Origin of the sequence: Streptosporangium sp. NPDC006930 (genome assembly GCF_040635605.1) — a bacterium.
Classification (GTDB): domain Bacteria; phylum Actinomycetota; class Actinomycetes; order Streptosporangiales; family Streptosporangiaceae; genus Streptosporangium.
In genome coordinates this window covers 114,866-134,425 of sequence record NZ_JBEYID010000022.1, presented here as the reverse complement: position 1 = coordinate 134,425, position 19,560 = coordinate 114,866, and the positions used below count along the sequence as shown (strand labels likewise).

General features: G+C 70.5%; 18 protein-coding genes. 11 read left to right on the top strand and 7 right to left on the bottom strand.

The window, feature by feature from the left end; translation table 11 throughout:
* The first annotated feature begins 3 nt into the window (after nucleotides 1-3).
* Together ABZ664_RS31155 and ABZ664_RS31150 are read left to right on the top strand one after the other, a co-directional pair.
* A complete protein-coding gene (locus ABZ664_RS31155) occupies nucleotides 4-1,419 on the top strand; it encodes an amidase (RefSeq protein ID WP_362517645.1) in 1,416 nt (471 codons plus the stop codon).
* A 104-nt stretch (nucleotides 1,420-1,523) separates the two neighbouring features.
* Nucleotides 1,524-1,862: a YkvA family protein gene (locus tag ABZ664_RS31150; protein WP_362517642.1), complete on the top strand. Its 339-nt coding sequence runs from the start codon at nucleotides 1,524-1,526 to the stop codon at nucleotides 1,860-1,862.
* On the opposite strand, the gene ABZ664_RS31145 is transcribed toward ABZ664_RS31150, so the two are convergent.
* On the bottom strand, nucleotides 1,843-3,039 hold the full coding sequence (locus tag ABZ664_RS31145) for an amidohydrolase family protein (RefSeq protein ID WP_362517639.1): 1,197 nt from the start codon (nucleotides 3,037-3,039) through the stop codon (nucleotides 1,843-1,845). The two genes, ABZ664_RS31150 and ABZ664_RS31145, sit on opposite strands and share 20 nt — an antisense overlap.
* Nucleotides 3,040-3,545: 506 nt before the next feature.
* On the opposite strand from ABZ664_RS31145, the gene ABZ664_RS31140 reads away from it, so the two are divergent.
* Together ABZ664_RS31140 and ABZ664_RS31135 are read left to right on the top strand one after the other, a co-directional pair.
* Entirely contained in the window at nucleotides 3,546-4,232 is a 687-nt protein-coding gene (locus ABZ664_RS31140; protein ID WP_362517636.1) for a hypothetical protein, read from the top strand.
* A 21-nt stretch (nucleotides 4,233-4,253) separates the two neighbouring features.
* A complete protein-coding gene (locus ABZ664_RS31135; protein WP_362517633.1) occupies nucleotides 4,254-4,970 on the top strand; it encodes a hypothetical protein in 717 nt (238 codons plus the stop codon).
* Here ABZ664_RS31135 and ABZ664_RS31130 read toward each other — a convergent pair.
* A complete protein-coding gene (locus ABZ664_RS31130) occupies nucleotides 4,967-5,947 on the bottom strand; it encodes an SURF1 family protein (protein ID WP_362517630.1) in 981 nt (326 codons plus the stop codon). The genes ABZ664_RS31135 and ABZ664_RS31130 overlap by 4 nt on opposite strands.
* A gap of 205 nt (nucleotides 5,948-6,152) precedes the next feature.
* Between ABZ664_RS31130 and ABZ664_RS31125 the strand changes: the two genes are divergently transcribed.
* Nucleotides 6,153-6,848 (top strand): VC0807 family protein, encoded by a 696-nt coding sequence (locus ABZ664_RS31125; protein WP_362517627.1) that lies wholly within the window; start codon nucleotides 6,153-6,155, stop codon nucleotides 6,846-6,848.
* Here the strand turns inward: ABZ664_RS31125 and ABZ664_RS31120 are convergent.
* Nucleotides 6,760-7,326 (bottom strand): helix-turn-helix domain-containing protein, encoded by a 567-nt coding sequence (locus tag ABZ664_RS31120; RefSeq protein WP_362517624.1) that lies wholly within the window; start codon nucleotides 7,324-7,326, stop codon nucleotides 6,760-6,762. The two genes, ABZ664_RS31125 and ABZ664_RS31120, sit on opposite strands and share 89 nt — an antisense overlap.
* Before the next feature lie 88 nt (nucleotides 7,327-7,414).
* On the opposite strand from ABZ664_RS31120, the gene ABZ664_RS31115 reads away from it, so the two are divergent.
* Nucleotides 7,415-8,083, top strand: coding sequence for a GNAT family N-acetyltransferase (locus ABZ664_RS31115; RefSeq protein WP_362517621.1), 669 nt, complete (start codon nucleotides 7,415-7,417; stop codon nucleotides 8,081-8,083).
* A gap of 258 nt (nucleotides 8,084-8,341) precedes the next feature.
* Nucleotides 8,342-8,938, top strand: coding sequence for a TetR/AcrR family transcriptional regulator (locus tag ABZ664_RS31110; RefSeq protein WP_362517617.1), 597 nt, complete (start codon nucleotides 8,342-8,344; stop codon nucleotides 8,936-8,938).
* 58 nt (nucleotides 8,939-8,996) lie between these two features.
* On the opposite strand, the gene ABZ664_RS31105 is transcribed toward ABZ664_RS31110, so the two are convergent.
* Nucleotides 8,997-9,308, bottom strand: a complete 312-nt coding sequence (locus ABZ664_RS31105; protein ID WP_362517614.1) for a hypothetical protein — start codon at nucleotides 9,306-9,308, stop codon at nucleotides 8,997-8,999.
* Nucleotides 9,309-9,448: 140 nt separating this feature from the next.
* Here ABZ664_RS31105 and ABZ664_RS31100 point away from each other — a divergent pair, with 140 nt between their 5' ends.
* Nucleotides 9,449-10,918, top strand: a complete 1,470-nt coding sequence (locus ABZ664_RS31100) for a class I SAM-dependent methyltransferase (protein ID WP_362517610.1) — start codon at nucleotides 9,449-9,451, stop codon at nucleotides 10,916-10,918.
* Between the two features lie 314 nt (nucleotides 10,919-11,232).
* Here the strand turns inward: ABZ664_RS31100 and ABZ664_RS31095 are convergent, their stop codons facing one another.
* On the bottom strand, nucleotides 11,233-14,331 hold the full coding sequence (locus ABZ664_RS31095) for a BTAD domain-containing putative transcriptional regulator (protein ID WP_362517607.1): 3,099 nt from the start codon (nucleotides 14,329-14,331) through the stop codon (nucleotides 11,233-11,235).
* Nucleotides 14,332-14,636: 305 nt separating this feature from the next.
* Here ABZ664_RS31095 and ABZ664_RS31090 point away from each other — a divergent pair, with 305 nt between their 5' ends.
* Nucleotides 14,637-15,119, top strand: a complete 483-nt coding sequence (locus ABZ664_RS31090) for a hypothetical protein (protein WP_362517604.1) — start codon at nucleotides 14,637-14,639, stop codon at nucleotides 15,117-15,119.
* A 277-nt stretch (nucleotides 15,120-15,396) separates the two neighbouring features.
* Here the strand turns inward: ABZ664_RS31090 and ABZ664_RS31085 are convergent, their stop codons facing one another.
* Nucleotides 15,397-16,041 carry a GNAT family protein gene (locus ABZ664_RS31085; RefSeq protein WP_362517601.1) on the bottom strand — a complete coding sequence of 215 codons (645 nt, stop codon included), beginning with the start codon at nucleotides 16,039-16,041 and terminating at the stop codon, nucleotides 15,397-15,399.
* 173 nt (nucleotides 16,042-16,214) lie between these two features.
* A complete protein-coding gene (locus ABZ664_RS31080; RefSeq protein WP_362517598.1) occupies nucleotides 16,215-17,495 on the bottom strand; it encodes a pyridoxal phosphate-dependent aminotransferase in 1,281 nt (426 codons plus the stop codon).
* A gap of 180 nt (nucleotides 17,496-17,675) precedes the next feature.
* Between ABZ664_RS31080 and ABZ664_RS31075 the strand changes: the two genes are divergently transcribed.
* Both ABZ664_RS31075 and ABZ664_RS31070 read left to right on the top strand, forming a co-directional pair.
* Nucleotides 17,676-18,662: a LysR family transcriptional regulator gene (locus ABZ664_RS31075; protein ID WP_362517595.1), complete on the top strand. Its 987-nt coding sequence runs from the start codon at nucleotides 17,676-17,678 to the stop codon at nucleotides 18,660-18,662.
* Between the two features lie 173 nt (nucleotides 18,663-18,835).
* Nucleotides 18,836-19,504 (top strand): ribonuclease HII, encoded by a 669-nt coding sequence (locus tag ABZ664_RS31070; protein ID WP_350941754.1) that lies wholly within the window; start codon nucleotides 18,836-18,838, stop codon nucleotides 19,502-19,504.
* Nucleotides 19,505-19,560: the final 56 nt, after the last annotated feature.

The window sequence follows — 19,560 nt, the reverse complement described above, 5'->3', positions numbered from 1 at the left end:
CCCTTGCACGACCTGTTGAAGCTCGACGCCCTCGGGCAGGCGCAAGCCGTGCGGAAAGGGGAGATCTCCCCAAGGGAGCTCGCCGAGGCGGCGATCGCGCGGATCGAGGCGTGCGACGGCGCGATCAACGCCGTCGTCCACCGCAGGTTCGAACGGGCCCTGGCCGAGGTGGGTGAGGTCGATCCCGAGGCCCCCTTCGCGGGCGTGCCGACGCTGCTGAAGGACCTGGGCTGGAGTATGGCCGGGGAGCCGTACCGCGCGGGATCGCGCACCCTCGACGGGATCTTCGCCGAGCGCGAGGGGTACGCGGTGACCAAGCTGCGCCGGGCGGGGTTCACGATCCTGGGACGGACCAACACCTCCGAGTTCGGCACCGCGATCACCACCGAGCCGGTGGCGTTCGGCCCCACCCGCAATCCGTACGACCTTCGTTACAGCAGCGGAGGATCGAGCGGCGGGTCCGCCGCGGCGGTGGCGTCAGGCATGGTCGCGGTCGCCACGGCGAGCGACGGCGGCGGGTCGATCCGGATCCCGGCGAGCATGTGCGGGCTGGTCGGGCTGAAACCCGGCAGGGGCAGGGTGAGTTCCGGCCCGTCCGCGGGCGAGCCCTGGGCCGGTTTCTCGGCCGCGGGCCTGCTCTGCCGTACGGTGCGGGACAGCGCGGCGACCCTCGACGTGATCACCGGGACGATGCCGGGCGACCCGTACGGCGCGCCCGCCTGGAGGCGCCCGCTCGCCGAGGAGGTCGGGGCGGATCCCGGGCGGCTGCGCATCGGTTTCCTCGCCGAGCACCCGGACGGGGGCGCCCCGCCGGAGCCGGACCTGGTGGCCGCGGTCACCGAGGCCGCCGGGTTGCTTGAGGCGCTGGGCCACGACGTCGAGCCGGGAGGACCTTCCGCGCTCGCCGAGGACGGCTTCGCCATGCACTTCGGCGCGATCGTCGCCGCCCACGTGGCCGCCGATCTGGAGGACATCGGGCGCTGGCGCGGCAGGCCCGTCGAGTTCGACGAGCTGGAGGAGCGCAACCGGATCCTGGGGGCGGCGGGCAGGAAGCTCGACGCGGTCGGCTACGTGACCTCGCGCGACTGGATCGACGGGTTCAGGCGGCGGATGGCCGCCTGGTGGGAGTCGCACGACCTGCTGCTCATGCCCTCCCTGGGGGTGGCGCCCTTCCACCTCGGCCGGCTGCCCGCCGACGACGTCAGCACCTCGCGGGGCCGCACCAACCGCGCGGTGTCGTTCACCTCGCCCGTCAACGCCACCGGGCAGCCCGCGATCTCCCTGCCGCTGCACCGCACGGCGGACGGCCTGCCGGTGGGGGTGCAACTGGTCGCCGCCGCGGGGCGGGAGGACCTGCTCGTCCGGGTGGCCGCGCAGATCGAGGAGGAACGGCCCTTCCTGCACGCGGCGATGCGCTGACCGTCCTGCCCGGTGTCCGGGAACCCGATGGGGAAATCACACGTTATATCGTGAGGCGGCGGGGTAGTACGCAGCCAGACGAACGTGGTTCCGAGGAGGATTCCATGGCGAAGGTGGCGCGCGCGGCGCAGACGTGGCGGGCATACAGAGAGGTGACGAAGCCGGGCTCGCCCGGTCTCGGCACCCGTCTCCGCGCCCTCCCCAGGATGATCGGCGCGGTCATGAACGGGCGGTATCCCGGCATGACCAAGGGCAAACTGGCCATGATGGGTCTCGGCGTTCTCTACATCATCTCGCCGGTCGACCTCGTCCCCGACTTCCTGGTCCTCGTCGGGGTGGCCGACGACTTCGGCGTCTTCCTGTGGCTGATGGGCTCCCTGCTCGGTGAGGGCGGGCGCTACGTCGACTGGGAGCGCGAGGGGATCAGATCTGTTCCATCCTGAGCCAGGCACGTGAGGGCAGCGGGTGGCCGAACAGGCGGGCGGCGTTGCCGTAGGCCACCCGGGCGATGTCGGCGGGTGGCAGACTGCCCAGGTTCGTCGCGATGGCCTGCTGGGTGTCGGGCCAGGTGGAGTCGGAGTGTGGGTAGCCGCTCTCCAGCAGCACGTGCTCCAGCCCGACGGCGAGCCGAACCCCCGACAGGGCGTGGTCGTTGAGCGTGCCGAAGAAGAAGTTTCTTCGCAGCACCTCGCTGGGCTTCAGGCCGCCCTCCCACGAGGCCTCCCCCGCCACGGGGTGGTCGAGCGCGTAGTCGGCCCGCTCGGCCAGCATCGGCAGCCAGCCCACGCCGCCCTCCACGATCAGGATCCGCAACGCGGGGAAACGCAGCGGAATGCCCGACCAGAGCCAGTCGGCGCAGGCGAACATGGCGCTCGCGGGCATCAGGGTGGTGATCGCCTCGATCGGCGTGTCCGGGGAGGGAACCGGAGCCCAGGAGCCGGCACCGGCGTGCAGGCAGACGACGGTGCCCGTCTCCTCGCACGCCTGGAAGAACGGGTCCCAGTGGTCGCTGTGAATGGACGGCAGGCGCAGCCGGGTGGGGAACTCGGGGAAGAGCACCGCCTTGAAACCGCGCGCGGCGTTGTCGCGGATCTCCTTGGCGGCCACCTCGGGGTCGGTCAGCCAGGGCAACTGCAGGGCGATGATCCGTTCCGGGTAGGTGCCGGCCCAGACCTCCACGTGCCAGTCGTTCCACGCGCGCAGGACCGACAGGCCCAGCTCCTGGTCACGGGTCTTGGCGAAGACCATGCCGGACTGTCCGGCCAGCATGCCGGGGAAGCACAGCGCGGCCCAGACACCGGCACGGTCCATGTCCTCGATCCGGGCCTCGACGTCGTGGCAGCCGGGACGCATGTGCTCGAACCGCACAGGATCGAGCGTCCACTGCTCGCGGGGCAGGCCGGCGCCCACGTCGAGCCCGGCACAGGGGTAGGTGGCCCCGCCGTAACGCCAGACCTGGTGACCGGAGTCGGTCTCGACCACCTTGGGTGCCAAATCGGCGTATTTCTCCGGCAGCCGGTCGTCGAACATGTCGGGCGGCTCGATCAGGTGGTCGTCGGCTGAAATGATCACATAGTCCCGCCGCCTGGGCTCGGGGTCGGGGAGCAGCGGCGTAGTCACACGGTCAACCGTATTCCGCTGGAATAACACTCATCAAGCCGCAAGGTCTCCGCTTGGTATCTCTGTCTCTCGCGACGTCTTCTGCGATGTCCCCATCACACCTTTTGTGACGCTCCGTAACAGCCTTTCGCGGCACTCGCCGCGACCGTTGTCGCGGCGCCTCCCCGGTCGTCCCGCGCGGCCACCTTCCGCGGTGTCCTGTGTCGCGGCCCGGGACCACCCGAGGGGGGTGGAGGGCGGCCCCGGGACGGGCCCGCCGGAAGGGTGCCGCCCGTGGCGGGCCTTGCGGGTGCGCCTACCCAGGGATCGCCCTGGTATCAGGATTTTTCATAAGTTGATACTTGAGAGAAAAGATGCTCTTTTTGTCCATATTCAAGGCTCGTAGGCGACAGTCCCGCACGTCCCTGCCCGCCGCATGGCGGGAGTCGTACGCCCGCGCGAGCCCGACCCGCCGTTTAGTCTATGCAGCGGCGGGCCTCGCCTGATGGGGGCCGATGGGGGCGGGGATGCGAGTGGTGATTCCGGCACGGGACGACATCCCGTACGCCGCGCGGGTGGCGCTGCTGTTCGTGCTCGCGCTCTCCACGGTGATCGTCCACATCAACCAGGCCCCTCCCCTGCGACCCGCGGTCGAACTCCTGGCGGACCTGCGGGCGGGCGAGGTGACGAAGATCGTATACGACCGCAACTGGCCCGCCTACGGCACGCTGACCTGGTCGCACGGGCCGCTCTCCTGGAGCCAGGCCCGTTTCGACCAGCCGGACGACGTCTGGGATCCCCAGACCACCCGCCTCGTCCCCGAGGCCCTGGAACGCCGCCAGGAGGCTTTCATGGCCCAGGTGCGCGCCGTCGCCGACCCCTCGGTGGAGATCGTGCGCACCGACGGCTTCAGGGTGCCGGCGGGCTCGCCCGCCTACGGACGGTGGTGGGAGCCGTTCGCCCCGGTGGCGGTGGCGGCGGAGATCCTGGCCTGGCTGCTCATGCTGGCCCGGCCGAACCCCCGCTACGCCAGCCGCTGGGCGTGGTTCTGGATGTTTCTCACCGGCGGCTCGCTGCTCTACGTCCTGCTGGAGCCGAGACCTCTGTGGCGGGCTCCGTACGAGGCACTGCCCGCGCCGGCCAGGATCGACGGGACACGCGGGTTCGTGATCGCGGTGGCGCTCCTTTTCGGCCTGTCGATGGTGAACGCGTGATCGTAAAGTAGAAACAAAGGTATGACCCTTGAAACGCCGGAGGTCCGTCGCGGTTGGTGGATCGTCGGGGTGGCCGTCCGTTCGGTTCTCCTGATCGTCCTGGCCTTCGGCGCCCTGATCGCCGTGCTGAGCTTCACGCCCCTGCCGGGGACGCGGGCCGAGCTCCGCGCCGCGGCCACGGCCGATCGCGTCTCCCTCGTCGAGTACGACGGGTACGACACGGGAGACGGGCGGAGCGGCATGATCTCCTACGTCCTGTGGGCCCAGGGCCCGCTGCTCTGGCGCGAGATCAGGCTGGATCCGCCCGCGGAGGGCTCGCCCGCCTACACGTGGGCGGAGCTGAGGAAGGACCTGGGGTCGAGCCAGGCCAGGGTGATCGAGCAGAACCACTCCGGCGGGGCGGGATGGGTGCCCGGCTGGGTCATCGACATGCCGGGGCCCATCGGCGGCCCGTGGCTGATGGGGAGCTGGATACTCGCGTTTCTGATCATGCTCGGCTCGACGCCCCGGCTGGGCAACCGGTGGGCCTGGCTCTGGCTCTTCACCATCGGGCAGGCGGGCGCGCTCCTGTTCCTGCTGCTCGAACCCCGCCCGCTCTGGTTCGCGGCCGGGCGGCGTCCGGCGCAGCGCGAGCGGCTGAGCGGTGGTTGGGGCTTCCTGCTGGCGATCGGAGTCGGTCTGCTCTCCCTCGTCCTGGTGCCGGCCTTCGGCTATCTGCTGAACCTCGTCAGGAACTAGGCGCGGAGGTCGGCGGACTCGCCGGGCGGGGAGGACACAGCGGGCTCGGCGGACTCGGCGGACTCACCGGGTGGGGAGGGCTCCTCGGAGTCGTCGGGCGCGGAGGACCTTCCCGAGGGCCCCGAGGGCCCCGAGGGCACTGAAGGCTCTGCGGACCTGGAGGGTGCGTTCGGCCCGGGCTCTCCTTCTCCAGGCTCGTCCGGCCCGGGTCCGCCTGGTGCCGTCGCGGCCGCCTTGAGGTCGGCGGCCTCCCTGCGGATCAGCAGGACCCAGCCGCCGATCGCGACCCCGATGAACAACCACCACTGCACGCCGTAGGCCAGGTTGAGGCCGCCCCCCTCGCCGACGTCCGGCGCGGGGACGGGCGCGGGAGCGACGGCGGCCGCGGGCGACTGCTCGATCAGGTCGACGTAGCCGCCGAGGAGCCCGTACGGCAGGCCGCGTCCGATCGCCTCGGTGTTGATCAGCAGGACCTGACCCGCGGGCAGGCCCGCCCGGTCGCGGATGCCGGAGGTCTCCTCGGTCTCGGTGGGACGTAGCCTGCCGGTGACAGTCACCTCACCCGAGGAGGGCGCGGGGACCTCGGGGAGGGCGTCGGCGGTGCTGCCCGCCTTGACCCAGCCACGGTTCACCAGCACACCGGTGCCGTTCGCCGTGACCAGCGGGGTCAGCACGTAGAAGCCGACCGCCTTGTCCTGGACGCGGCGCCGGACCAGGAGTTGGGCGCCGGCGTCGTACGTCCCCTTGGCCAGGACGGTGCGATATTTGTCCTGCGTAGAGACGGTGCCGCCGGGTGAGGTGAGCTCTTCCACGGCGACGGGGGCGGCGGCGAGGTTGCCGGTGATCTGGTGGCTGCTGGTCGACCTCTCCTCGAAACGCCCGAACTGCCACTGGCCGAGCAGCACGAAAGCGGGGATGACCAGCAGCACCACCACGTGGAGAGCCAGCCATCGGGGAGTCAGCAGGAACCGGTACACGTCATCAAGGGTAGGCACCGGGGGTACCGCCCCGTCCTCCGAGTACGCCTCTGGGGATGGCCGGACGCGCCTTGGGGCGTAGTAAAGTGCCCGGGACCGCCTGATCCTCGGATGTCAGGAAAGCTCACCGGACACTTCGGGCATCGCATACGGTCGTCTGAGTTTTTCCCTCGGGATGTTCCACCACCTCCGGAGCCCGCCCCTGATGACCGTGCTCATGCCCGCCCCCCCGGCTCCGCTCGTACTCCCTCGCATCGGGGTCCTGCTGCGGCACGCCGTCCCCAGGGTGTTCGAGAGCATGATTCTTCCCGTTCTCGTCTTCTACGTCGCGCTGATCTTCACCAACGCGAACGGCGCGCTGGCGGTGGCGGCGGCTTGGGTCTACGGCGGCGTCGCCTGGCGGCTGGTGAAGGGCGGTGAGGCCCCCGGCACGCTGCTGCTGGCGGCGGGCACGATCACCGTGAGGGTGGCGCTGGCGGTGGCGACGGGCAATCCCATCGTGTTCTTCCTGCAGCCCTGCCTCGGGGTGTTCTGCGTGAGCATGGGCTTTCTGCTCACCGCGCCGCTGCGGAGGCCGCTGATCCGGCGGGTGGTGGCCGACCTCGTGCCGCTGCCCGACCAGGTGATGGAGCATCCTCGGATGCGCCGCTTCTTCGTGTCGCAGTCGGTGCTGTGGGGCTGCGCGCAACTGCTGAACGGTGCGCTGAGCCTGTGGCTGCTGCTCAGCCAGACCCTGGAGACCTATCTCCTCGTGCGTACCTCCGTGGTCGCGGTGCTGCTCGGCGGCGTGGCGCTGGTCTCGGTGCTCAGCTTCAGGCACTGCCTGCGGAGGCTGGAGACGACGCGGGGGACGTGGCCTCCGGAGGCTCCGACCCCGGGTCTGGAGACGCGGGGACCGTAGCGCGAAGGCGCGCTCCGGGACCGGGCACCGGAGTGACCTCTCTCGGGCCGGACACCTCGTGCCCTTCCGCGCACCGGAAGTGCTGTTCGACCAGGGCGCCGCAGTCGCGGTGGGTGATGCGCAGCGGCGGTCCCGCGGCGTCGCTGAGATACCGGTCGCCCCACCGCATCAGGGCCATCAAAGTCGGATAGAGGTCGAGACCCATCTGGGTCAGCCGGTATTCGTCGCGCTGCCGCTGGCCGGGCTCGCGGTAGGGGACCTTGCGCAGCAGCCCTTCCTCCACCAGCCGGGTCAGCCGGGCGCTGAGCACCTGCCTGGGCGCTCCCGTGGCGGCCTGCATGTCGGCGAAGCGCCGAACGCCGCCGAACGCCTCACGCAGCACCAGGAACGTCCACTTCTCGCCGACGACGCCCAGGGCACGTTCGATGGAGCAGTTGTCCACCCGCAGGGGCAGGTCGCCGGGAGTCGCCGCATTCATGTGCGAATCGTAAGTCGCCATCGCACCACCTCCAACGTGCATCTAAGTCTAGTTGACATACTCAGGTGTGCTGCGAGAATCTGAGTTCATGATGCGAACTCAGCCGGTGTCGCCGGGTGACGTACCGGCGCCTGCCGGCATCCCGGTCGTGTGCGGGGACGTCCCCCAGGGGCCCGAGGGCGTCGTCGCCACCTCCGGGGACGTCACACGGGAGGCCGGAGAGGGTGTGGCCGCATCCGGGGACGTGTCCAGGGGCTTCGTGGCAGCCTCAGGGAACGTCGTGGCGGTGTCGGAGGCCGCCGTGGAGATCCGGCCCGCGCGGCCCGGCGACGAGGAGGGGATCCGCCGCTTCCTCGGAGGGCTGTCGCCGCGCACGCGGGCACTGAGGTTCTTCGCCGGGATGAGTCACCCGAGCGCGAGTTTCGTCAGGACGCTGCTCGCGGTGGACGATCGGCGCGATGCCCTGCTCGCCGTACGGGGGAACGTTCTCGTCGGGCACGCGATGAGCTGTCGGGGCGAGGAGGTCGACGTCGAGATCGCCGTGGTGGTGAGTGACGAGTGGCAGGGGACGGGGATCGGCTCCCGGCTCATCCGGACTCTGATGCGCCGCGCGGAGGCGAGGGGCGCCGTGACGGTGGGGATGGACGTGCTCGGGGACAACCGCGAGGTCCTGTCCATGGTCCGTAGGATGTGGCCGGAGGCGACCATGCGCGCCTCCTCCGGCATGGTCGAGGTGACCGCACAGGTTCTCCGTTGAACGCCACCCCTGGCCGGTCCTCGTGCGGGTCGTACCGGGGTTCACCGGACGGGTTCGGCGGGCCGATTCCCGTGCGGGCCATACCGGGATTCACCGGACGGGGGCTCCTGGCCGGAGGTGTGGAAACGTCGCTTCGCGGCCGGGTGGCCGGGCGCCGGGACGACGACGCGGCCCCGGGGGCGGGCGTATGATCGACATGGCCCAAGCCGGTTCCCGGACAGTTTGCGGAACAAGGTTCTGTTGCCTCACCATGGATCCGTGAAGACCGCCAAGAACGGACGCGACGGCCGCACCAGGATCGTCGAGGGGGCTCTCCGCCGATTCAGCCAGGACGGTGTCTCGGCCACCACACTGGCGAGCCTCCGTGAGGAGAGCGGTGTCAGCGTCGGCAGTTTCTACCACCACTTCGCCAGCAAGGAACACGTCTTCGGCGTCCTGTACGCGGAGACCCTGCACATGTACCAGGAGGCGTTCCTCGCCGAACTCCAGCGTCACGAGAGCGCTCGGGGAGGCATCGAGGCCATCGTCGCCATGCACATGTCCTGGAGCGGCGAGCACCGCGAGCGGGCGCACCTGCTCATCAGCGAGCGGCCGCCCAGGCGCGACGAGCCGGGCGGCACCGAGGTGTCGGAGTCGCGCAGGGCGTTCTTCAGGAAGGTCTCCGAGTGGTGGCGTCCGCACATGAAGGACGGCCTGCTCCAGCCCGTTCACCCGACGATGTGCTACGTGCTCTGGCTGGGACCGGCCACCGAGATGTGCCGCCTGTGGTTCGCCGGTGCGCACCAGCCCACCCCCGACGAGATCAGCGGCCTCTGCGACGCGGCCTGGCAGAGCCTGAGGCAGCGAACCCCCTGAGGCCGTAACGCCGATACTCCGGCCCGGATCACGGGGGCTTTTCCGGGCCGGAGCGGCTTCAGCGCGCCCCCACCAGTTGACGCGTCCGCGTCGACACCCGCCAGACGTCCTCGTCCAGTGAGATGTCCAGCCGAAGGTCCTGACGTCGGCGCCGCAGGCCGGGCACCAGCACCCGGTCGGACACGTCGAACCCGCCACGCCGGGCGTAGCCGAACCCCAGCTCTCCGGGAAAGACCCGTAACTCATCCCGATTGCCGCACCGCGGGCAGGTCCATGCGACCAGGTCCTTGCCACGGTGGTAGTCGTGGCAGGCGCGGAAGTATTCATCAGGGTTGAAACGGGTCTCGCAGGCGAAGCAGGGGATCAACATCAAGGATCCTTTGAAGCGTGTGGTGCGGCTACCAAGAAGTACCGCTTACCGCTTGAAGTCCGCTTGCAGAACGCTTACCTCGGTGGGTAACAGTCTCATCACCGGGAGCGTTCGGACGTGCCCGGTGCGAGGATTGCCCCGTGAACGATCTGCTTGGCCGGCTCAGAGGGCTTCTGCTCGACACCGGCTACACCATCGACGGCGTCCGCGAGCGTCTCGGCGACGTCGCCGCCACCGCGCTCTCCCGCGAGGAGACGGTGCCCGCCCTGCGCGCCACCGCCGAAGGTGACCCGCTCGCCACCCTGATCCGGCTGTGGTGGCTCGGCGTCCCCGTGGAGGCGAGACGGGTGCCGACGGCCCTTCCCGTGGAGGAACTGGCCGCCGCGGGCCTGGTAGCCGTCGAGGACGGCCGGGTCACCTCGGCGGTCCACCTGCAGCCCTGGGACGCCGCCGACGCCGCCGACGCCGGCGGCTACGTCGTCTCCGATCGCAAGGTGAGGCCGGGAGACCCGGCCCTGCGCCCGGACCACGTCGTCGGCGCGGGTGGCGCCTCGGCGAACCTCGCCCAGCTCGCCTCCCGCCGTCCCGTCGGGCGCGCCCTGGACCTGGGGACCGGCTGCGGGGTGCAGGTCCTCCACCTGGCCGGCAGGGCGGAGGAGATCACGGCCACCGACGTCAATCCACGCGCACTGGAGTTGGCCCGTATCAGCTGGGCGCTGTCCGGGATCACCGGCGTCGACGCCCGGCTCGGCTCCCTGTTCGACCCTGTCGAGGACGACCGCTTCGACCTGGTCGTCTCCAACCCGCCGTTCGTGATCTCCCCGGCCGGCCGGTTCACCTACCGCGAGTCCGGCTTTCACGCCGACGACTTCTGCCGTGACCTCGTACGGCGGGCACCCCGTCACCTCGCGCCCGGCGGCACCTGCCACCTGCTGGCGAACTGGTTGCACGTCGACGGCGAGGACTGGCGTGACCGGGTGGGCGGCTGGCTCACCGGGACCGGCTGCGACGGCTGGGTGGTGCAACGCGACGTCCAGGATCCCGCCGAGTACGTCGAGCTGTGGCTGAGGGACGCCGCGGAGCAGGGCACCGCGCGTCATCGCGAGCTCTACGACGACTGGCTCGGCTGGTTCGAGGCCGCGAACGTCACCGGGATCGGCTTCGGCTGGATCACCCTGAAGGACTCCGGGAGCCTCGATCCGGTCGTGCGGGTGGAGGAGTACGGGGGGCCGGTGGAACTGCCGGTCGGTGGACATGTGGACGAGGTGCTCGGCGCGATCGCGACGGCCCATCGGCTGAGTGACGCCGAGCTGCTCGGCTCCAGGCTTGTGGTGGCCGAGGGGGTGCTGGAGGAGAGGATCGGCCCGCCGGGTGCGGAGGACCCGGCGCGGATCGTGCTCAGGCAGAGCGGGGGGCTGCGTCGCAGGGCTGTGGTCGGGACCGTGGAAGCCGCGCTCGCGGGGGCCTGCGACGGTGATTATCCACTGGATCCGCTGCTCGCCGCGATCGCGGAACTGACCGGCGAGGACCACGATGACCTGCGGGCAAAGGCTCCCGCGGCTCTCCGCCCGCTGATCGCGGAAGGGTTTTTCCACATATCCACAGGGTGACTGTCCACAGCCTGTGGATATCGTCGCTATCGCTTGTCAATCGGATGGCAAACGCCGTGGGCGAAGCTCTGACCGTGGGGCACGGACCCGGGGGGTGAAGGGTCCGTGCCACGTCCGGCCGACCGTCACAGTGAGGCGGCCGACCCGCGGGCGACGCACCGGATGACCGGGCCCCCTACGCGTCGCCCGGGTCAGACGGCCGGCCGGACCTCCACACCCGCCCCGAAACACGGGGTCCGACTGCGAGGGGAACGCCGGTGATCAACCACGTCTGGATGACGCGTCTCGACGACGACCTGTACGACGGCCTGGGATCAGCTGTCGACCTGGTCGCGCTCCAGCAGAAGACGCAGATCCTCGGCCTCGGGCGCTCCGAGCCTGCCGAACAGGTCGTAGGCGCGTTCGAGGCAGCCCCGGCCACGCTCGACCTCGCCGAGCCCGTTGAGCGCGGTGCCTAACACCGCCAGGGCCTGCGCCTCGCCGTACGGGTGACTGATCTCCCGGCTCACGGTGAGCGCCTGCTCCGCGTGACGGGCCGCGTCGGTGAAACGGCCCGCGTTGATGAACGTCTCGGCGAGCCGGGAGCAGACCCGCTGTTCCCAGACCCGTTGCCTGCTGGCCCTGAAGAAGGCGAGGCACTCGGCGTGGTGGTGGACGGCCTCGTTCAGCCGGCCGACCCGCGACAGGATCATCCCCAGGTGGTAGCGGGCCCTCGCGGTGCCCGCGCTGGAGCCCATCTCGATGAACAGGGCGAGCCCCTGCTCGGCGGCGGCGATCGCCTCCTTCGGCTGCTTCAGGAACAGGTGGTCGCGGGCGGAGTAGCTGAGCGTCAGCGCCTCCCCGCCCCGCGCCCCGACCTCTCTGAACGCCTCGCGCGCCGAGTCGAACCAGGCCAGGGCCTCCGTGTGGCGGCGCCGGCGCCCGGCCACGACGGCGAGCGCGTTGAGCGCCTCGCCGGTGACGATGCGATCGCCTCCGGCCGACAGCTCCAGCGCCGTACGGAACTCCTCCTCCGCCTCGGCGAGCCGGTTCGCGCCGAACAGCACCCGCCCGAGCACGTAGCGGCAGCGCAGCTCGCTGGAGACGGCGCCGAGCCGCCGCGCGACGGCCAGCATGTCCCTCGTCCGGCCCTCGAACTCGCGGGCGTGGCTCCCCGACTCCAGCAGCGGCTCCATCGCGAGCAGCAGGTCGGCTCCCGGCAGCAGCTCGTCGGCCTCGTCCGCGCAGGTCACCTGGGCGATCGAGGCGAACAGCGACTCCGCCTCCACCGACAGCCAGGCCACCGCCTCGTCGGCGGAGGCGAAGACGTGACCGGTCCCGGTGACTCCCAGCCGGTCGGCCATCGTGCTGCCCTCGTAGGCGAGGCGGTGCGCCGAGCGCGCGGACGCCAGGTAGAAGTCGAGCAACCGGCGCAGCGCCGCCTCGCTCTCCCCGCCGACGGTCACGCTCACACCGGTTCCGCGCCGCTCGCCCCGCCTCGTCTCGCCCGCGGCGCAGCTCTCCTCGGCCGCGTTCTCGGTTCGTTCCGCGACGCGGCGGGCGAAGAGTTTGAGCAGGTCGTGGAAGCGGTAGCGGCCGGGGGCCGGGGCTTCGAGCAGGCTGGCGTCCACCAGGGACTCAAGGAGGTCCTCGGTGTCCATCGGGTCCAGCGCGAGCAACCCGGCGGCGGCGCCGATCGAGATGTCCGGGCCTCCCGGCAGGGAGAGCAGCCGGAACGCGCGGGCCTGGGCGGGGGTGAGCTGGCCGTACCCGAGGGCGAAGGTCGACTCCACCGCGAGGTTGCCCACGCGCATCTCGTCCAGGCGGCGGCGCTCGTCGGCGAGCCGGGGCACCAGGGAGGCGACCGTCCAGGACGGTCTGGCCGCGAGGCGCGCCGCCACGATCCGCACCGCGAGCGGCAGGAAGCCGCAGGCGGCGACCACGTCCATGGTGGCGGCGCGCTCGGCCTCCACCCTCTCCACGCCGGCGACGATGCCGAACAGCGCGAGGGCCTCCTCCGGCTCCATGACGTCCAGGTCGATCAGCCTGGCCGAGGCCAGGTCGGCGAGCTTGCCCCGGCTGGTCACGATCGCCGCGCACCCGGCAGAGCCGGGGAGCAACTCGCTCACCTGGTCGGCGTCGCGGGCGTTGTCGAGCAGCACGAGCATCCGACGGTCGGCGAGGAGCGAGCGGAACAGCGCGGACCGCTCGGCCAGACCGTCGGGGATGGCGTCGGCGGGCAGGCCGAGCCCGCGGAGGAAGGCCGCGAGCACCGACTCGGGCGCGGTCGGCTCCTCGCCGTATCCGCGCAGGTCGGCGTAGAGCTGACCGTCGGGGAACAGGTCGTGCATCGCGTGGGCGACGTGTACGGCGAGGGCCGTCTTGCCCACGCCGCCGATACCGGAGATGGCCGCCACCGGCACGCCCTCGGAGCCGTCACCGGACGACAGCAGCGCGCGGAGCCGCGCGATGATCTGGCGGCGGCCGGTGAAGTCGTTCACGGCGGCGGGAAGCTGCGCCGGTCGCGGCAGCTCCGGGGGCGTCGCCGTAGCCCTCGCGGGCTCCGGATCCGCCTCGGGGGTTTCCTTCGCGGACGGTTCGGCGGTCCCGGTGACCTTGGTGAACTCGGTGGGTACGGGCCGCGCCGGCGTGAGGGCCGGGTCACCGGTGAGGATGCGCTGGTGCATGCTCGTCAGGTCGGAGCCGGGCTCGATGCCCAGCTCCTCGATCAGCGTGGCGCGGGTGTCGGCGAAGGCCGCGAGCGCCTCCGCGCTGCGCCCGCACCGATGGTAGGCGAGCATCAGCTGGGCTCGGAGCCGCTCGCGCAGCGGGTGGTCGGCGGTGAGCGCGATCAGCTCCGACAGGACGTCGGCGTGCCTGCCCAGCTCCAGGTCGAGGTCCATCAGGACCTCGAGCACGCTCATCCGGCGCTCGGTGAGCCGTCCGCGCTGGTGCTCGGCGTACGGGCCGACGGCTCCGGCGAGCGGATCGCCGGTGTACAGCGACAGACTCGCACGCAGGCTCTCCGCGGCCCGTGCCAGAGCGCCCTCGCGGCGCGCCGCCTCGGCCTCCTGGACACCGCGTTCGAAGAGGAGCAGGTCGAAGGAGTTGTCGTTCAGCCGCAGCGCGTAGCCTCTGCCGACGGAGGTGAGCAACTCGGGACGGGTACGCGGGGACCTGCCGGGCTCCAGCACCGTGCGCAGCCGGGAGACGTAGGTGCGCAGGGCGCCGAGCGCGCGGGGCGGGGCGTCGTCTCCCCAGATCGCGTCGATCATCTCGGCCGGAGTGATCGCCCGACCCTCCCTGAGCAGGAGCATCGCCAGGATGGAACGTTGCAGTGGGGTGCCCAGATCGAGCTCGGAGCCGTCGCGCCATGCCTGGACAGGACCGAGCACGGCGAACCGCAGTCCGTCTCCGCTGCCCTGAACAGCCATTTCTCGAATCTCCGCCCAAAGGAAAGTTTTATGGCCAAATGATAGATCCTCCGTCGCTTCCCTCGTAGGCGGAGGGTTGCTTGTTCGCCGGGACGTCGATTGCACGTCAATCGGCTGTTGAGCCGTGCAGCGGATGCTTGGCGCTGTCGGGCATGGCCCCATACGGGGGCGGCCATGCCCGACATGTCAGCGGATTGCAGGTATGGATAAAGGCTCTGTAAGCGCGGTGCAGGCATGTGCGCCTATCAATGAGCCATGGCTCCTGAAGAAAGAAAGGAGCCACACCCCTCAAGGAGAGAACCATCATGCGCCGCTCGATCAGCAGACTTCTCGGTCTCGCCGCCGCCACCGCCGTCATCGCGATCGGCGCTCCCGCCCTCGCCTCCCCCGCCTCCGCCGCCACCCTCACCGCCTCAAGCGGTTACGACGCGGAGCCCTGGGGCTACTACTACTCCAAGTACTACGACGACTCCCGCGCCAAGGCGAGGGGAAGCGTGTGGGTCGACGGCGCCGACCGCCTTCACGTCCAGGGCAGGCTCTACGACAAGTACTCGCCGAGCCGGCTCTGCGGCTACGCCCAGTTCAAGTTCGAGGACCACGAGGGCGACGAGGAGTACACCTGGGCGCGCAAGTGTGGCACCAGCGGCTACCAGAACTTCCACTACGTCGCGGACGAGATCGACAACCTGCAGGTCAGGGTCTGCTACTGGGACAGGCACCAGGCCAAGAGGACGCTGTGCGGTAAGTGGAACTACATCTACGAGGTCGAGTCCGACGACGAGGAGTGACCCGGGGCCGCCGGCGAATCCATCCGGTAGCCCGTACCGGTGGTATCCATGTACGAACGTTCTCCCCCGCCCGCGATCTCCGCTCGACCCGGTGATCACGTGAGCCGCGACTCGCGTACGGCACCGGACGAACACCAGGCCCGCCCGAAATCCGGGCGGGCCTTTTGTTCCGTTAAGTGATTAAAGCGCTATTTGTAACGTTTTATTCTAGTTATATAACTATGGCCTTTTCGGTCAACCGTTCCCCTCATATTCCCGCATTTATCAGGCGTCCGTCTCACGCGGCCTGGGCGAGGCCCATCCGCGCGTGCATCCGTTCTCGGACGACCGGCCATTCTTCGCTCAAGATCGAGTAGTACGCGGTATCTCGGACCGTGTCGTCGGCGCCTCGGCTCTCCGCCCGCCGCACACCGTCGAGGTGTGCGCCGAGGGCTTTGATGGCGGCCCGGGAGCGTACGTTCCGTATGTCGGCCTTGAGGGTTATGCGGTGGACCTGCCAGGTCTCGAAGGCGAGGGAGAGCATCAGATACTTGCTCTCGCGGTTGATACCGGTTCCCTGCGCGGAGGCGGAGAGCCAGGTGTAACCGATGTCCGCCACGGACGGGACATCGCCCACCGCCCCACGAGCGCCCGGCGGCCAGGGCATGGGACCCTGCCAGTACTCCAGGTGCATGAGACGGGTGGCACCGACCACGCGATCGGTGTGAAGCCACCGGATGGCGAAGGGCATCGTGCGGCCCTCCGCCTGCTCAGCCAGAGCGGCCTCCACGTAGGAGACCATCTCGTCCCGGCCATTGGGGACGCGAGTGAAGGTATAGGTGGAGCGGTCTTCACTCGCCGCGGCGACGAGGTCGTCGACGACCGCGAGGCTGAGCGGTTCCAGACGCACGAGGCGCCCGGACAGGGTGACGAAAGCGGGCATGAGCACATCATGGGGGCTCCTCACCATGCCTGATGCCAAACAGTGCGAGACATCTTGGTGAGCATCGGGGGACGTCCGTGACCGATGGGCCTCTCCAAGGAGAAATCCCAGGTGGGAGCCGCTGAAACCTCGCTGAGAACCCGTCGCGGGAACGCTCCCGCGACGGGGTTCGATCATCCCGTCGTGGGAGCCGCGACGAGCGGGAAACGTACGGGGGAGCGGGATGCCTGACGCGTTGCGCGCAGGGCGGTCAGCGCCTCGCTCAGAGCATCCAGCGAGGCCGAGATCCAGGGCAGCTCCAGGGGGTCCGCGGCGTCGAGCGCGGCGAGCCGCAGTGACGTCGTCTCGCCGTACAGGAGGCTCGTCGCCACCCGCACCCGCAGGGCCGCGGGGTCGTCACCGAAGGCGTGGCCGGGAAGCACGCCGACACCGTGCCGGTCGAGCAGGTACGCGGCCAGGTCTGCGGAGGAGGCGAAGTCGAGCCCGGTGAAGTCGGGGTAGAGGTAGAAACCGCCCTGAGGCGCGTCCACCCGCACCCCCGCGCGGACGAACCGCTCGTACACCGCCCGCGCCACCGCGCCGTGCAGCTCGCGGCTCCGGTCCACCCGCTCGACGAGTTCCGGCGGCTCGGTGTAGGCGTACGCCGCCGCCTGCTGGACCGGTGCGGCGGGGCTGGACCAGATCTCGCTCGCCACCGCGAGGAGCCGGTCGCGCAGCAGCGGCGACGGGAGGCGGGCCACGCCGATCCGCCAGCCGCCCAGGGCGAGGCTTTTGCTGAGCCCACTGGTGATCACGGTCCGCTCGGGGGCGACATCGGCGGGGCTGAGGAAGGCGGTGGCCGGGGAGTGGACCAGGTCGCGGTAGATCTCGTCGGAGACGATCGTCAGATCGAGCTCGCGGGCGACCTCGGCGATCCGCCGGATCGTGGACGTCTTGGCCAGCGTGCCGGCGGGGTTGTCGGGAAGCGTGACCAGCAGCGAGCGCACGTCGCGCCCCTGGGCGCGGGCGTGCCTCACCGCCGCGGCCACATGCTCGGGGTCCGGCACCCCACCCTCGCCGGGGGGCGTCGGAACGAGCAGGGAACGCGCTCCCACCAGCTCGGTCTGGGCGGCGTAGCTGACCCAGCTCGGCATCGGCAGCACGATGTCGCCGCCGATCGCCAGCAGCAGGCCGTACAGCAGGGGCTTGCTTCCCGGACCGCAGACCACCAGGTCGGGATCGGTGGGCAGGTGACGCCGCGACCAGTAGCCGGCGGCCGCCTCGCGCAGCGCGGGCGCGCCGGCGACCGGTCCGTACCCGTTGAGGCCGGACGCCGCGGTCAGCCGCTCGCGCAGGGCCGGATGAACGGGCAGGCCCGCCTCACCGAAGGCCAGGTGCAGCACACGCTCACCTGCGCGCCGTCTTCGTTCGATGTCCTCGTTGGCCGCCAGGGTGGCGGAAAGGGTGACGCTCATCGCGGGGTCCTTACCTCGTCGCGGAACACCACGAAAACGCTACGGAGCGCGACAGAGCACGGCAGAACGCAGCGGTACGTCGTGGAAGTCTGTGGAACGTTGTGGAACGTCTTCAAGCCTGCTGGGATGGACGGCATCAGGACAAGCTTCGGTTGTCGTGGGTGGGCGTAAGGAAAACTGATGCTTGATTTACGAAGGCTCGCTCTGATTTGTGAGTTCGCCCGCCGTGGCAGCATCGCGGCCACCGCGGCTTCCCTGGGCTACAGTCCTTCGGCGGTCTCGCAGCAACTCGCGGCGCTGGAGCGCCAGGCGGGAGCCGTGCTCATCGACAGGACCGCGAGAAGTGCGGAGCTGACCGACGCGGGGCGCCGTCTGGTCGAGCACGCCGAGCGCATCCTGGCCATGGTGGAGAGCGCGGAGTCGGACCTGTCGGCACAGGCCGCGACCCCGTCGGGGCGGGTCACCGTGACCGCCTTCCCGACCGCCGCGGTGGCCTTCGCACCCGCGCTCGCCAGGACGCTGCGACGGCACGACGAGCTCACCCTGCGGATGGGACAGGCCCGCTCGGGACGCGGGATGCGCGAGGTGCAGTCGGGCGAGGTGGACATCGCCCTGATCGACGACTGGTACGGCCGGATGCGCGAGCCCGACACGATGCGGGTCTTCCCGCTGCTGCGCGACCCGCTGGTGCTCGTGGTGCCGCGCAGGCACAGGCTCGCCTCCCCCGACGTCCCCATCGACCTGTGGGATCTGCGCGACGAGCCCTGGATGGCCACTCCGGACGGCGAGCCCTCCCGGCTGGCAGTGGACAGGCTGATGGCCGACGTCGGCGGGCACCGGCCGGTGACCTGGGAGTTCGAAGGGCTGGGCACGATCATCGGCCTCGTCGCCAAGGGCATCGGCATCGCGGCCGTCCCCGCCCTGGCGCTGGCCGCGGGGGTCCGCGGCATCGCCGTCCGCAGGTTTCCCGGCCCGTCGGTCGGCCGGGTCGTGTACGCCGTGGCCCGATCGTCCAGCGTCCACCGCCCCGCGGTGTCCGTCACCCTCAGGGCCGTTCACGTCGCCGCGCGGCTCCTCGCCGCCGACCTGGAGGGGGTCGAGCCGGCGTCCAGGGAGGGCCCGGACTCCGAAGGTCTGTCCGGTGTGACGCTCGGGGGTGATGTCTGACCGGACTTTCGAAGGTCTGTCCGGTGTGACGTTCGAAGGTGGTGCCTGACCGGACTTTCGAAGGTCCGTTCGGCGTGACGCTCGAAGGTGAGTCCCGGTCAGGACGGTGCCTGATCGGGGTGGTGTTCGGGCGAGACGGCTCCTGGAGCCTCGCGTCCCGGTAACGTCGGCACGTGCCTCCCACCTACGCCCTTGAGCGGTTGCTGAACGACGGCGGTTCCAAACTGGTCGCCGGGGTGGACGAGGTCGGGCGCGGAGCCTGGGCCGGTCCGGTGGCGGTCTGCGCCGTGGTCACCGACCTGTCGGAACCGCCCGCAGGGCTCACCGACTCGAAACTGCTCACCCCCGCCCGCCGCTCCGCCATGGTCTCCGAGATCACCGCCTGGGCGGCCGGGATCGGGTACGGCGAGGCGTCCCACGAGGAGATCGACGAACTCGGCATGACCGAGGCCCTGCGCAGGGCGGCGAGGAGGGCGCTGGCCGGGCTTCCCGTCCGTCCCGACGTGGTCGTTCTGGACGGGAAGCATGACTATCTGGGCGCGCCCTGGCCGGTCAGGTGCGAGGTCAAGGGCGACCTCTCCTGCGTCTCCGTGGCCGCGGCCTCCGTGATCGCCAAGGTCCGGCGGGACACGTACATGGCCTCACTCGGTTTCGAGGAGTACGGGTTCGCCGACAACGCGGGATACCCCTCGCCGGTTCACCAGGCGGCGCTCGCCTCCCTCGGCCCGACGGAGCATCACCGCCTTTCCTGGTCCTATCTGGACGACCTTCCCCGGTGGCGCCATCTCAAGAGGCATCGCAACCCGCTGGCCGGAGAGGGCCAACTCGGGCTTTTCGGATAGAACCTCTTTGTCTGGGGACGTCCGGCACGTCCGGCCGGGGCCGGCCGACCGGGATG

Coding starts and splice junctions, on each gene's coding strand:
- ABZ664_RS31150 (WP_362517642.1), top strand. CDS start 1,524: ATGGCGAAGGTGGCGCGCGCGGCGCAGACGTGGCGGGCATACAGAGAG.
- ABZ664_RS31140 (WP_362517636.1), top strand. CDS start 3,546: ATGCGAGTGGTGATTCCGGCACGGGACGACATCCCGTACGCCGCGCGG.
- ABZ664_RS31135 (WP_362517633.1), top strand. CDS start 4,254: ATGACCCTTGAAACGCCGGAGGTCCGTCGCGGTTGGTGGATCGTCGGG.
- ABZ664_RS31125 (WP_362517627.1), top strand. CDS start 6,153: ATGACCGTGCTCATGCCCGCCCCCCCGGCTCCGCTCGTACTCCCTCGC.
- ABZ664_RS31120 (WP_362517624.1), bottom strand. CDS start 7,326: ATGAATGCGGCGACTCCCGGCGACCTGCCCCTGCGGGTGGACAACTGC.
- ABZ664_RS31115 (WP_362517621.1), top strand. CDS start 7,415: ATGATGCGAACTCAGCCGGTGTCGCCGGGTGACGTACCGGCGCCTGCC.
- ABZ664_RS31105 (WP_362517614.1), bottom strand. CDS start 9,308: ATGTTGATCCCCTGCTTCGCCTGCGAGACCCGTTTCAACCCTGATGAA.
- ABZ664_RS31095 (WP_362517607.1), bottom strand. CDS start 14,331: ATGGCTGTTCAGGGCAGCGGAGACGGACTGCGGTTCGCCGTGCTCGGT.
- ABZ664_RS31090 (WP_362517604.1), top strand. CDS start 14,637: ATGCGCCGCTCGATCAGCAGACTTCTCGGTCTCGCCGCCGCCACCGCC.
- ABZ664_RS31085 (WP_362517601.1), bottom strand. CDS start 16,041: ATGCCCGCTTTCGTCACCCTGTCCGGGCGCCTCGTGCGTCTGGAACCG.
- ABZ664_RS31080 (WP_362517598.1), bottom strand. CDS start 17,495: ATGAGCGTCACCCTTTCCGCCACCCTGGCGGCCAACGAGGACATCGAA.
- ABZ664_RS31075 (WP_362517595.1), top strand. CDS start 17,676: ATGCTTGATTTACGAAGGCTCGCTCTGATTTGTGAGTTCGCCCGCCGT.